This is a genomic window from Lysinibacillus sp. TE18511 (assembly GCF_054062295.1).
In genome coordinates, this window is the sequence record NZ_JBSSFD010000066.1 from 1 (window position 1) to 14,267 (window position 14,267).

General features: G+C 37.6%; 13 protein-coding genes and 2 riboswitches. All 13 genes read right to left on the minus strand.

Features of this window, described 5'->3' with window-relative positions; genetic code table 11:
- Nucleotides 1–438: 438 nt before the first annotated feature.
- Complete coding sequence (locus tag ACVWXS_RS24750) at nt 439–1,764, minus strand: NCS2 family permease (protein ID WP_456960547.1); 1,326 nt, start codon at nt 1,762–1,764, stop codon at nt 439–441.
- A 136-nt stretch (nt 1,765–1,900) separates the two neighbouring features.
- Nucleotides 1,901–2,002, minus strand: a riboswitch (purine riboswitch).
- Nucleotides 2,003–2,245: 243 nt separating this feature from the next.
- Entirely contained in the window at nt 2,246–2,914 is a 669-nt protein-coding gene (locus ACVWXS_RS24755) for an MOSC domain-containing protein (protein WP_456960548.1), read from the minus strand.
- A gap of 263 nt (nt 2,915–3,177) precedes the next feature.
- Nucleotides 3,178–3,309: a hypothetical protein gene (locus tag ACVWXS_RS24760; RefSeq protein WP_456960549.1), complete on the minus strand. Its 132-nt coding sequence runs from the start codon at nt 3,307–3,309 to the stop codon at nt 3,178–3,180.
- Nucleotides 3,310–3,471: 162 nt separating this feature from the next.
- The gene (gene guaA / locus ACVWXS_RS24765) at nt 3,472–5,025 is read right to left on the minus strand and encodes a glutamine-hydrolyzing GMP synthase (RefSeq protein ID WP_368638157.1); all 1,554 of its coding nucleotides are present in this window, start codon (nt 5,023–5,025) and stop codon (nt 3,472–3,474) included.
- Nucleotides 5,026–5,177: 152 nt separating this feature from the next.
- Nucleotides 5,178–5,279, minus strand: a riboswitch (purine riboswitch).
- Nucleotides 5,280–5,316: 37 nt separating this feature from the next.
- Nucleotides 5,317–7,500, minus strand: coding sequence for a transglutaminase TgpA family protein (locus ACVWXS_RS24770; protein WP_456960550.1), 2,184 nt, complete (start codon nt 7,498–7,500; stop codon nt 5,317–5,319).
- Nucleotides 7,497–8,678 (minus strand): DUF58 domain-containing protein, encoded by a 1,182-nt coding sequence (locus ACVWXS_RS24775; protein ID WP_456960552.1) that lies wholly within the window; start codon nt 8,676–8,678, stop codon nt 7,497–7,499. The genes ACVWXS_RS24770 and ACVWXS_RS24775 overlap by 4 nt, the downstream gene beginning before the upstream one ends.
- The gene (locus ACVWXS_RS24780) at nt 8,675–9,619 is read right to left on the minus strand and encodes an AAA family ATPase (protein ID WP_456960553.1); all 945 of its coding nucleotides are present in this window, start codon (nt 9,617–9,619) and stop codon (nt 8,675–8,677) included. The genes ACVWXS_RS24775 and ACVWXS_RS24780 overlap by 4 nt, the downstream gene beginning before the upstream one ends.
- 243 nt (nt 9,620–9,862) lie before the next feature.
- The gene (locus ACVWXS_RS24785) at nt 9,863–10,543 is read right to left on the minus strand and encodes an ABC transporter ATP-binding protein (RefSeq protein WP_374965126.1); all 681 of its coding nucleotides are present in this window, start codon (nt 10,541–10,543) and stop codon (nt 9,863–9,865) included.
- 170 nt (nt 10,544–10,713) lie between these two features.
- Nucleotides 10,714–11,526, minus strand: a complete 813-nt coding sequence (locus ACVWXS_RS24790; protein ID WP_456960554.1) for an ABC transporter permease — start codon at nt 11,524–11,526, stop codon at nt 10,714–10,716.
- A complete protein-coding gene (locus ACVWXS_RS24795) occupies nt 11,526–11,978 on the minus strand; it encodes a nitrous oxide reductase accessory protein NosL (protein ID WP_456960555.1) in 453 nt (150 codons plus the stop codon). Before ACVWXS_RS24795 ends, ACVWXS_RS24790 begins: the two co-directional genes overlap by 1 nt.
- Nucleotides 11,975–13,246, minus strand: a complete 1,272-nt coding sequence (locus ACVWXS_RS24800) for a right-handed parallel beta-helix repeat-containing protein (protein ID WP_456960557.1) — start codon at nt 13,244–13,246, stop codon at nt 11,975–11,977. Before ACVWXS_RS24800 ends, ACVWXS_RS24795 begins: the two co-directional genes overlap by 4 nt.
- A 61-nt stretch (nt 13,247–13,307) precedes the next feature.
- Nucleotides 13,308–13,946: a nitrous oxide reductase accessory protein NosL gene (locus tag ACVWXS_RS24805; RefSeq protein WP_368638151.1), complete on the minus strand. Its 639-nt coding sequence runs from the start codon at nt 13,944–13,946 to the stop codon at nt 13,308–13,310.
- Nucleotides 13,947–14,019: 73 nt separating this feature from the next.
- A partial coding sequence (locus ACVWXS_RS24810) for a hypothetical protein (RefSeq protein WP_456960556.1) occupies nt 14,020–14,267 on the minus strand: 248 nt, incomplete at its 5' end.

Genomic DNA, 14,267 nt, shown 5'->3' on the forward strand with positions numbered 1-14,267 from the left:
ACTCTCCATAAAAAGAAATTTGATTAGCTCAAATTGTTTTGCTGGCATCATGTTTGATGTCCAAAATTTTGTTTCGTTCACTAACTCAAGGTTAGTTACTAAAAACTTTATTGATTACGTTTTGCTTGTTCAGTTTTCAAGGTTCATTAATTTGTCACAACTAAGTGACTTTCTATACTTTAACATAATGTTAACTCTACGTCAACTCTTTATGTTAATGTTTTTTAAGTTGCTGTTTATTTCGTAACAACGTGTTTAAATATATCACTAATCTTCTAGTAATACAACCATATTTAAAAAGAAAAATAATTCCGTGAAATGCATTTATATAGAAAACTGAATCCCTTCCTATATAAATGTATCTGCAAAGAAATTATTCTTGTAACAAAAAAACTGCTCACAAATATCGTCGAACCGAATTTGTGAACAGCTTCTATTTTATAAAGTTGCTAGATACAATAAGAAGATTGCCGCGAAAACATACATAATCGGATTTACTTCTTTTGCTTTCCCTTTAATAATCATTGTTAATGGATAGAAAATGAACCCCACTGCAATACCAGTTGCGATTGAATATGTTAATGGCATCATAATCATCGTTAAGAATGATGGTACTGCGATTTCAAAACGATCCCAAGCAATTTGGCCTAAAGAAGCAACCATTAACACTCCTACTATTATTAATGCTGGAGCAGTAACAGCTGGGGTAACAATACCTAACAACGGTAAAAAGAATAGTGATAGTAAAAATAAACATCCAGTTACAATTGAAGCGAAACCTGAACGCGCTCCAGCTGCTACACCTGAAGAAGATTCTACATAAGATGTAATAGTAGATGTACCAAGAATTGAACCAACAATCGTTGCAATTGAATCAGAAATTAAAGCTTTACCCGCGCGTGGTAAACGATTATCTTTAACTAATCCCGCTTGGTTAGCTACCGCTATTAATGTCCCTGCATTATCAAAGAAGTCTACAAATAAGAAAGTTAAAATTACTGACAACATCGATAATGTATAAAAGCTTGGATCAGAGAAAGAACTGAATAACGCTCCGAATGTTGGTGAAATGCTAGGTGGTGCTGATACAACTTTTTCAGGAATATCAACCAGTCCTGTAAGCATACCAACGATTGATGTTAATACCATACCGTAGAATACGCCGCCTTTAATACCACGGACCATTAAAATAACTGTCACTATAATACCGAATATTGCTAGTAATACCTCAGGTTCGTGTAAATTACCGATACCAACTAAAGTTGCATCATTTTTAACTATAATGTGTGCATTTTGCATTCCGATAAAAGCAATGAATAAACCGATACCAGCACCTACTGCTAATTTTAATTCCATAGGGATCGCATTAATTAATTTTTCACGTAAGCCTGTTAATGTTAGTAATAAGAAAAATAGACCTGAAATAAATACTGCTGCTAGTGCATGCTGCCATGGACTACCGTTCACTAATACTACTGTATAAGCAAAAAATGCATTAAGACCCAAACCAGGTGCTAAGGCGAGAGGATACTTTGCCAAGAACCCCATAATAAAACAACCAATTGCTGCTGACACAGCAGTTGCAACAAACACTGCCCCATAATCCATACGTAAAGCGTCTGGTAAATCCTTTACATTCGCTAATGTCAATGTTACTGGGTTTACTACTAAAATGTAAGCCATTGCTAAGAACGTTGTAAAACCACCAAGAACTTCGCGGCGATAATTAGTTCCTAATTCATCGAACATGAAATACTTTTTCATTTTAAAGAAATCCTCCGTATGGTCGTCTTCAATATCGACAACAAAAAAGACACGCTGACTACTCTACTAGTCGCATGTCTACGATACATTTCACTACAGTTTTTGTGTGAAATTAATTAGTGTCTATACATTGATATATATATATAACTAAAATCGTAGTCAAGTTATTTACGGTAACTTGGTAGAAACTCACGGGCCTTATCCCCGACATTATACGACGACTTATTTAATTTACACTCGTAATATATCATTTCATTTTTTAGATTTCAACCCTATTTCCGAACATTTTTCAAAAATAAAATACGAAAGTTCGTGTAAAAAACTTATTTAATGTTCACATTTTAAGAAACCGTTGCATAAATAGGTTAGAACTGAACGTTTTATCGATAGTAATAAAATAAAAAATTCCGCTAACATTCATTCGAATACTAGCGGATTATCATACAGCGATTATGGGAGAGCTCCCTTGATCGACATATGTTTAATTTATTACTTTACTTTGTAAGAGCTGAATTCTTTTTTCTAATTTTTGTTTCCAATCTTCTGCTAACACATCAACTGCTTGTATACGTTTCATGGCAAGTGCATCTTCATTTTTAAAATACACTTCGTTGCAATGCAAAACTGAAACACGCGCAGGGTCCTTTTCCACTAATTCAATTTTTGAATCTGCACAAATTTTCCCTTCTTCCAGTACACGCGCAAGGTAGCCCGTATAACCTGTTTCAATTAAACGTTTGAGTAATATGTTCGCCTCAGTATATTTATCAATCGTACTGCATGGTACACGTCCTTGGGTAATTTGGATGACAGCATCACCTATTTTATAAATATCGCCAATACAAATATCCGCTTCCAACATATTCGTTACTGTTAAGTTTTCACCGAATGCCGCTGTCGGCAACGGTTTACCAATTTCCTGTTCCCATTGTATGTAATGCTCTGCAGGATATAAACAAACGGCACGGTCAGGACCACCATGATGTTTTTTATCTGCTACATCGTCCCCCTCAAATCCACGAGTAGACAAATAAACTTCTTGTACTTTTCGTTTTTCAATCCCTGTAATCATTGAGCGCCCATTACTATCATGCCATTCTTTCGGCATACCAATAGCAAGTGTATGAATCATCGCTATATTTTTTTCCATTTCCATCCCCCCTAAACTAAACAATGACATCTTATTTACATTACTAGTTTACTATACCTAACGCTTCGCAAGCAGAATTTTCTATTTACACTTATAGTAGGATTACCTGTATCATCTTTAGAATTTAGTAATAATCGAATATCATCTGGAGACATATCTATATCACTAATTACATCCATCACTTCATCTAAAATTAGCGTATAGTGTTCTGCTTCAATAAGTTTAATTAACTCGCTATCAGTCCGTTTTAATAGTTCATGAGGTCATACAATATTCTTCCCTTGACGAACTAGTTCCTTCAAACGATAGGTACATACATCGATGTACTCTGGTTTTCTCTCTTGAATTTGCTGATTCAAATGAAAATCATCTATTAGTTCAAGAATTCCAGACACAAAAAAACCCCCTTTCATCCGCAAAAACACGAATAAAAGAGAGTTTAAATTTCGTAATAAATAGTTGTACGTTAGCAATTTATTTTACTAACTAAGACCACACGTTAAGGTATTGATATATCAACATTTCAGCATGTGTAAGACCTCAACAATTCACAAGGTCTATTCCCACTCAATAGTCGCAGGTGGCTTAGATGTAATATCATACAGCACGCGGTTAACGTGTTTTACTTCGTTTACTAGACGTACAGACACTTTCTCTAATACATCCCAAGGAATACGTGCCCAGTCAGAAGTCATACCGTCGATAGATGTTACCGCACGGATACCGATTGCGTAGTCATACGTACGAGCATCGCCCATTACGCCAACTGAACGGATGTCCGGTAATACCGTGAAGTATTGCCAGATGTCACGATCAAGGCCAGCTTTGGCGATTTCTTCACGTAGGATGAAATCAGATTCGCGTACGATTTCTAGTTTTTCTTCTGTTACTTCACCAAGTACTCGGATACCTAGACCAGGACCTGGGAATGGTTGACGCCAAACGATTTTTTCATCAAGGCCAAGCTCTAGCCCTAATGCGCGCACTTCATCTTTAAATAATGTGTTAAGTGGCTCAATTAATTTGAATTGCATATCTTCTGGAAGACCACCAACGTTATGGTGTGATTTAATAGTTTGGGCAGTTGCTGTACCAGATTCAATGATATCTGTATAAAGCGTACCTTGTGCTAAGAAGTCCATTCCTTCAAGTTTAGCCGCTTCTTCATCGAATACGTAAATAAATTCGTTACCGATAATTTTACGTTTTTTCTCTGGGTCAGAAACGCCAGCAAGCTTATCCATGAAACGTTGACGTGCATCAATTTTAATAAGATTCATATCAAAGTCTTCAGTGAATGTTCTCATTACTTGTTCAACTTCACCTTTACGGTTTAAGTTGTGGTCTACGAACATACAAGTAAGCTGATCACCAATTGCTTTATGAATTAATACGGCTACTACAGAAGAGTCTACACCGCCTGAAAGTGCACATAATACTTTTTTGTCCCCTACTATTTCGCGGATCTTTGCGATTTCAAGTTCAATGAAGTTTGCCATCGACCAGTCGCCTTTTGCTTCACAAACATCGAACACGAACTGACGTAATAAGTCATTACCGTATACAGAGTGACGTACTTCTGGGTGGAATTGTACTGCGTAAAGTTTACGTTCTACATTTGCCATTGCAGCGATTGGGCAAGCAGCACTTGTTGCGATTACCTCAAAGCCAGCAGGCACTTCTGTTACATGGTCACCGTGGCTCATCCATACGATTTGTTCTGTTGGTAACTCACCGAATAGTTTGTTTGAAGCTGTTACTTGGATCTCAGCTTTACCATATTCGCGTGTTTCAGCACCTTCTACTTTACCACCTTGTGTATGTGCCATTAATTGCATACCGTAGCAAATACCTAGGATTGGTAAGCCTAATTCGAAAATAGCTGGGTCTACATGAAAGGCCTTTTCATCATAAACAGAGTTTGGACCACCTGAAAAGATAATACCTGCTGCGTTCATATTTTTAATTTCTTCTGCTGTAATCGTATGTGGATGTAACTCACTGAATACACCAAATTCACGGATACGACGCGTAATTAATTGGTTAAATTGGCTACCGAAGTCAAGAACGACGATTTTTTCTTGCTCTTTTAATAAAGGGCTAGCTGACAATATTTCCACCTCTTCTACTATTTTTAAAGGAACTTTTCATATGTTCAAAGAAAAACGCGTATGAAAGTAAAAACTTCCTACGCGTTCATAAGCTCTTAATTTATAAAGGCGAATGCGTAGCAAAGACAAGTATTTTACTAACCTTCTCACCTATCCAAAACATTCACCTTCATAGAGAAATCATTTTTGGTGATTTCGTAGAAACATCCGAACCATATTATCGAACTTATATGAAAGCAATCCTAATCATATATAATTTTTTTTTAATTTTACTCTTTGTCCCCATCAAAATCAACTGATAGTGCGATTGATTAAATATTCCCAACTTTCTTTCAGTTTTATAAAATCAACCTCTTGTTTATCCTTGCCATAAATATGTTGTTCATATACAGCGGTCAGTTTTAGCATCTGCTCTGTCTCTAACGATGCATCAACTCGTTCAGCAAATGCTCGTAATGTCTCGCCATCTTTCCGGCGTAATCCAATACGAGATAATTGCTTCGTTAAAGCATGGTAAGAAGCATCAAAGTTTGTCCAGTTCGCTTCTTTTTTACGATATGCACGTACTTGCATTTTAGGTATCCACGTTTTACGTTGCATAAACAGGTTAATGCCTGCAATGACCAGCAAAATGCCTAGAGCAATCCAAACATAAGTAAGTTTTTTGAACCATGCCCATACTGCATCTAAGCTAAACGTTGAGCTAGATGTTTCTTTCTTTGGTGCTGACTCTTCCTTCTCTGGTTGCTCTTGTTTTTTTTCTGGCTGCAATACTTGCTCTTGCTGAGGAGTGTCTTGCTTTATATCATAGTCAATATTAACATTCCCTGAAAAGCCAATCGTTGGTTCGAACTCCATCCAGCCAGTTCCAGGTACATATGCTTCTACCCACGAGTGTGCATTATCATTCGTAATTCGATATTCACGTAAACCATCTGACATCGGACCAGATTCACCAGGTGCAAAGCCTTTTACCCAGCGTGCGGGTATCCCCACGGAACGTAGGAGCACGACCATTGATGTTGAGAAATTATCACAGTAGCCAATTTTAGTATCAAATAAAAACTGGTCAACATAATCTTGATCCTCAGCCGGGATTGCTACTTCTGTTTTATCGTATCTAAAGCCATGAGTTGAAAAATATTTTTCAACTGCTTTTATTTGATCATATACCGAAGCTTTATCTTGTGTGATTTCTGTCGCTAAATCCCCTACACGTTGCGGAAGTGTATTTGGCAACTGCAAAAAACGATCAAAGGACGAATCTAATGTTCCTAACATGGACGGTTTTGACGTTTGGAGCTGCTCCATGCTATATACTGGCTCACTATAATCTATCGTATAGTTAGACAATAATTGTGACTCGCCATTTTGTTGCTCTATTGCTATTTTTTCAGTACGTCCATCCTGAATAAACAAGGGTGAATCTTGGGCAGAAACAGATAACATACCATACGTTTGAATTAAAAATGGCATTGGAGCAGCGATATCCATCTGAATCTGGCGTTCATTGTCAGGAGTTCCAACTTGTAACGAAGTTAGGATAGGGGTATTGTTCTGATAGACATTTTGTCCGAAGTTCCCATCTGAAAGAATCCAGCCCTTCGATGTATAAGTATCCTTTGTATCGATTCTCCAATAATGACGATCACGGGAAGTTGCAGTGAAAACTAGTGTATTATCACCTTGAAACGGTCCCCCTAATCGGCTATCATCCTCGCTGTAACCAACTGTTTTTTTACCTGTCCCTAAGTCCCCTTGCCCTGTAACCCCTTGAATAAAAGGCACTGGATCAGCCCAAGTCGGACCTGCCTTAGGTAAAAAGAATGCCACTGTACTAACAAGCATTACCGAAACAATCATCGGTATAGCTAGCTTCCACTTTCCTATTACATTGCCTGGTGCATCCGTTTGAAGCCATAAGCGTTTGACAAAAAGAAAGCCTGTCATCATTAATCCAAGTACAATAACTTTAACAATTGCCACCTTTCCATCATAGTCACTAAATGTATCCAGTGTGGCAATAAAGAATACCGTTAACGCAAAGAAATAGAAGATATTTTTCTTCACGGTGATCCAGTGGTGTATTAGATAGATTAACATCCAAATAAGCGCAAGGAATAGCATAGTCCTAAACGCATCTGATACTTGTCCAAAATCGCCCGAAAGAATGACTGACATATTCCATTTCCATTCATTTATCAAAAAGGGTAATGTCTGTCCAGAGAAAAAGGGATTATCACTATAAACAAACACTATAAACCAAGTAATATAGCCAAATTTCACTAATCCCGACAGAAATGGATGTACTTGAAATAAACTGAGGGTCAGTGATAGACCAATAAACACTAAAAATAAATGCAACCCACCTGTATTTGTTAGCTCCATTACAGGAATAAGCCATTCACGTAAAATTAGAAAAATAATTACGTATGCTATTGCTAATTCTATAAAATCTCCTTGTGATTTTTTCACGGCTTCATCACCTCCGTGAACAAATGGTAATAATCTGTTGGATTTACATACACAACTCGAATTTGCTTATAACGCTTTACTAGCTCTGATTGCATAGGTGGCTGCTCCGCGACTACAAAACAAATACAGCTTTTTACCCTAGTGGCAAGAGTACGAAGTAATTCATCTGATACTTCGTTCGTAACATACAGTAATGTTGCAACATGCTTAAAGACATGTTGATCTCGTAATTGGAATTTGACAGTCTCCGCAGGTTTTAAAGCAGCTAAATGATGCATTACTTGATCTAGCTGCTTATTACCTTGAATAATCGGAAACACCTTCGTTTGAGCACCAGCTGAAACAAATGAAATATCTCCACGTTCTTCAACAATTGTTTGTAACATCGATGCCACAAGCTCAATTTTTTCTTCAAATAACGGAGTCTTTTCGGCATGGAGTACCAACATTAACTCCTGTGATTGACGATCTTCAAATTCCTTAGATTGCAATGTTTGCGTTTTCGCAAATGATTTCCAGTGAATCCATGAAAAACGGTCTCCTGGAACATATTCACGTAAGCCAACAGCCATCGAAGTATCCTTAACAATCGAATAAGGTGACATCATTGTACCAACATCAAATTTTGTTTGAAGTGCGGCATACTTCATCTCTCGTACTCTCGGATAAATTAAAATGACTTGTTCCTTTTCCGCCACAACTTTCTTTTTTGCCCAGCCAAAAAAATCACAGAAAACAATAGTAACACCCAAGTAACGATGCTCGCCACGGGGCATATTTTCCAGTACGTAATTCCAACTAAATTTCTTCCTGAAGCCTACAAACTTAATGGCATTTGTTCCTTGCACTTTCGATTGAACAAGGGCTTCACTATTTACAAGTTCCTCCATCAGCATATAAACAAACGGAAAGCGCGTTTTTCGTTCTACCGTAATTGTAACCTTAGCAGATTGTCCACTCTCAATATGAGAAGGCTCAATTTTACGTTCCACAAGTAAAATTTCTTCTTTTACTAGTAAGAAAATAAATGCATATAACAAAAACGGACTAACCGTAAAAAATACAAACCAGCTGACAAACCCACCTTGGAACATGGCATAACAAAACGTTATGATCATTAACAAAGATACTAATAAGAAATGTTTACTTTTCTCTATAAAAGTTCGCCATTTCTTCATTGCTCCGCAAACCTCTTTGTCGGCACAGGTGTTTTCGCAATAATACGCTCGATAATTTCTTCTGCCGTCACGTTATCATAACGGGCATCTGGTTTTAATACTAAACGATGGCTAAAAACAAATGGCACTAAATATTGGACATCGTCAGGAGTAACATAACTACGCCCTTTTATAAATGCATAAGCTTGTGAGGCTTTCATTAAAGCAATTGTCGCCCGAGGGCTTACTCCTAAATGTACATAGCTATCTTCCCTTGTTTGAGTCGCTAGCTCGACCATATAATTTTTAACAGAGCCTTCAACATATACTCCCTGTACAAGCTCCTGTAATTCAATTAATTGTGCAACGGTTAGCACAGATTCAATTTTTTCAATCGGCTTACCATGTTCAGCTCGACGTAGAATCTCCACTTCTTGCCCTCGTGTAGGATAGCCCATTTTTATTTTTAGTAAGAAACGATCCAGCTGTGCTTCTGGTAACGGATATGTGCCTTCATGCTCTATTGGATTTTGAGTGGCCATAACGAAAAATGGCTGGTTAATGATTAAGGTTTTACCATCAACTGTGACAGATGCTTCCTCCATCCCCTCTAGCAAAGCAGATTGTGTTTTCGGAGATGTACGATTAATTTCATCCGCTAAAATGACATCTCCCATAATCGGACCAGGTCGAAACTCAAATTCCAACGTTTTCGGATTATAAATAGATACCCCTAAAACATCTGATGGCAATAAATCAGGTGTAAATTGAATTCTTTTAAACTGTGCATCAAAGGATTTTGCCAGTGCTCGCACCATCATTGTTTTGCCGACACCTGGTACGTCCTCAAGCAAGACATGTCCCCTTGCCAGCATAGCTACTATGCTTAGCTCCGCAACCTCTCTTTTGCCGATCATTACTTTTTCTATATTCTCTAATACATCTTGTATTTGTGAATTCATAAATCAAAAAACCTCCTATTTCACCCAGCAATTGTTTGAATTGCATGATAACTTTCTTAAGCATATCGAAATATGTTTTATAACACAATTATGTGAAGCGTTCCTCCATTGCTTTATCCTCATAGTTCGAGCAACCTGCAATTAATTAGTAGTAATAAAACCTTAGCATGAAAAAGAAGGCTTGTCTGAATTCTCGTTCAAACAAGCCTACCTCCTAGTATAACGCCATTCCCTCTCAGAATGTTACAGATTTAATTTTTTTAACCATAAATTCTCTAATGAAGATGAATTTTCTTGTAAAAGTATTTCCTCTAATTCACCAGAAATAAGTATGTTTCCTTCATGTAAAACTAACACATCGTCCGCTACTTCCTCCGCAAAAGCAAGCAAATGCGTGGAAAATATTACAGTACAGCCCCTTGTTTTTTCTTCTAGCATCATTTTTTTTAGCTCTGCAATCCAAAACGGATCAAGACCATTAGTCGGCTCGTCTAGAATAAGCAAAGAGCCCTCACCAAGTAAGCTTTGGGCGAGGTTAAGCCGTTGGCGCATCCCCTTTGAGAAATGTTTTACTCTTTGCTTTCGAACATCCCATAAAGCAACGCGTCTCAGGACATCTTCTTGTTCTTCTTTACCGATTTTCTTCAAAGAAGCAAGAAGTTGTAAAATTTCTGCTGCTGTTAACATGGACGGAAAATCCACATCATCAGGCATATATCGAATAGCTTGTGGCTTATGCCATATTATTTCTCCTGATTTTTGTTTTTCCTGACCGGTTAGCAGGCGAATTAAAGTACTCTTTCCTGCACCATTTCCTCCTACAAGCGCTAAAATACGCCCTGCCTGTAAAGAAAAGGAGGCTTCTTGAAGACCTCTATTATTGTCATAGATATTCGATAATTCCTTTGCTTCTAATAGCATCATCTTCTTTCCCCTTTCTATCAATTATGCCTCGGCATAATTGCGTCCTGAATCGGCTTTGTGCTTAGGCCTGCACGATGCAGGTCAGTTAGCCGTTATCGCATGGATGCGATGGTTTTAGGCTAACATCCCCTAAGAACTCCTTTCCGATTCTGTGACATCCGCCGGAGGCTTTATCTTCTTTCACCAAAAGAAGATAAAAGTAAGCTAGCGTAAGCTAATGGACATGCTATCCAAAGTAATGTCACCACCACGTACACAGCATAACCTAGTGGTGACGAATAAAATTGCGTTATATCATAAAATGCTGGGCCAAGCACACTAGCCTGATCTGTAAAAATAAAGTAGCCAAAGCGTAGCCACTCTACAGGATTAATGTGCATCGCTATAATCGTCAGTTTTTGTAGAACATGCCCCGCAACAACAGTTCCAATAGCCATTAAAGCGTAAGAGATAAGCAATAAAAAAATGGACCAAAAAACAAGTGATAACGACAGTGCATATAATCTTGTTTTCGCAAATGCTCCAACCGCAATGGCCAATGACACGAAAATGAATATACATAGCAATGTCAGGATAATGAAAATAATCGGTAAACGTACTCCACCTAAAAATCCACCAAGCGCTAGTATAACTCCAAATGCCACTACAACGACCAATAAAAAGGCCAGCACGGATGCCATATACTTTCCTGCAATATATTGCGTACGTGTCATCGGATATGTCTTTAATAAAGAAAACCACCCTGATTCCACGTCACCAGCTACGCTCATACTTCCGATGGTTAATATAAAAAGCGGTAATAAAAACAGCAATACATTTAAAAACGAGGCTGTTTGTCGTGTAAAGCCCTCTACATCTGGTAATGCCATTTGCTGAATGACAATGATAGCTGTAAAAACAAGTGTGAAAAGTATACCGACCAGTTGCATCCAACGACTTCTGAGCATTTGCTTCAATTCTAGTTTGATAAGCATACTATACATTACTCATGGATCCCCCATTTAAAATCGTGTAAATCCGTATAAGTAAGTAGTTGACCATCCCCCTCTGTAGACATCCACTCCTGTGCTGCTTCCTTCGTATCGAATGCAACTACCCCATAATTCATCGGTGTCCAATAATCCTTGTTGTACACATATACAGCTTCAAACACGTCAATCCATTCATCTTTTGCTGCATCTTTTATATAAGCTGCTCCAACCTCATCTTCTCCATTTGCTTCTATATATTCCATAAGGCAGCCAATATCATCGAAAATTTCATAATCACCATTCTTCAACGCAATCTGACCAGCATATGCATTATGAACTATACTCATATTGCAAATTTTACAAACATCAGTTTCACTAACTATTTCACGAGGCTCATATGTTTTTTCACTACAACCTATCAACATAACGCAACATAGCATTACAATCATCATCCATTTTTTCATTCTGTTATTCCTCTTTTCCATAGCCATAAACTACTTAATATTAAGGATAAACCTAATAGCATTTGCACGACATTTATCTTATTCTTTTCTTTCGTACCCTCCGCCGCCAATCTCGGAGTATGATCAACGAGCATATTCTTTTCAGTTTTGTTAATTTGTTGATCAAGTGATGTCAGCAGAATGACACTCGGAGATTCTACGAAATATTGGTAAACAGGCTGACGTACCATCCATTGACCGAAGCTTGACACTGCCACGTACGGGACATCACCGAGACCATTGCCTTCTAAATCAATTCCCGAATAATCATCATAATAATTGCTTTCTAGTTTAAAGCCTTGCTTATCGGAGCGAGCAGTTAAAATATTACCTGTAAAGTTATTATTACTAGCTTTCGTGTCGTCACTCACCTTCGTGCCCTCAAGAGCTGTTTGGTTCATCTGAAAATCATTCGTTTCAATTTGAACATTTGAACTTTTCTGCAATGCTACACCAGTTCGATTATTCTTGATGGTGTTATGCTTAATTTTTGCTTGCTGTACATCGTAGAGGAGCATACCGTAGCCATTAAAATAAACATGATTTTCTACTGTATTACGTTCAAGGTGGATGTCTGTTGTCATCATAATCATAAGACCCGTGACATTATGATGGTATGTATTCAAAAGTGCTTCAGCATCACTCGTATACATAAAATGCGTACCATAACGACTGTTCGTAACTTTATTTCGTTGGACTACGATACGCTTTACATCCTCTACATAAATTCCATCCTGCACTTGCTCAATAGTATTGTTCTCGATCATGATGTTCTCACTCTTAAAAACAGCCAACCCATTACCTTTTCTTGAATAATGCCCCACATTACCAGTCACATTAACTTCATGTATACGTACATTTTTAGAACGTTGTATATGAACGCCGGAATGAACGTCTTTAATTTGTAATTTATGTAGCTCAAGTCCATCTACATTACTAGCAACAATCGCTTTGTTTTTTCCTGATAAATTTATATTTTCTACAGTTATATTGGCAGTATTTTCAATTCGAAGTGCCGGCTCGTTTTTTTCTGCAATTAGTTCAGTTCCCTCTTCACCTTTTAACATTATCGGTTTTGTCACGATGAAATTGCCATGGTAACGACCAGCAGGAATATGTACAACCTCTCCAGGTTTGGCTGCATCAATTGCATGCTGTACATCGAAATCTGCATACACCGTCTGGCTTATGAATAGAAAAAACAATAAGGCAAACCCTATTTTTTTCACCAATCCCTTACCTCCCAGTTCAGCACGAAAAGACTAGAGGAATTCCCCCTAGTCCATTCGATTAATGACCTTGACCATCATGATTCTTTTCTTCCATATGCATAGAGTCAGATTCACCTTTGGCTTCTTTTTCAGCTTTTTCTTTCATTTTCTTGTTACGACGCTCTAATGCATCGTCTTTAATTTTTTGTAATTCTTCTACATGTGCAGTTGAATTGTCAGCTATATATTTGTCAGCATCAGCTTTATCATTGAAATAAACATATCCCCAATTCATCGGAGATTTTAGGTCTGTTTTGACGATCGTTGCATCATCAACCTTTACCCAATCTTTTGTATTAAAATCACGGACAAATTTTTCGTTCTTTTCATTATTTGCAACCTCAGCATTTACTAAACAGCCGATGTCATCATAAAAGGCAATTGTTCCATCCTCTTTGATTGCTTGAGTAGAAAATTCACCCATCTCTTCGTCCTTCATATATACTTTCATATTACACATTTCACACATCGTATCTTCTTTCGGCTCTTGTAAACGTGAATCAGCTACAGAAGTTTCTTTTTCAGACTTATCCTTTGCTTCTGCTTCAGTCGCCGCAACATCTTGCTTAGATTCTTCTTCCTTAACTTTCTCTTTTTCTGTACCACATGCTCCGAGTAAAAGTAATACTGCTAGTGCAGGTAACCATAATTTTTTCACAACTACTTCCCCCAATTTCTTTTTTCTGTTCCTACTAAACACTTTACAGATAAGTTGTGAAATAAGTTAAAAATTACTGTGAAGGATTGGAAAAATTATCTTGAATATTCATTGAACATCTCGACTTCAAATATTTTGAATAAAATATATATAATCTCCATTTTTTGTGATTTAAGAATGTTGTGGGCTTTAAATGAGGGATTAATGGCTCTTTGGCAAAACAGGGGGTTGATTTCCGTTCCGACTGGGCGCTTTGCCGCTGACGCTTCGCTTTCGCGCAGAGCAGAGCTTCCTGGGGGCGTCCGATGAGCCGCTTTTGTT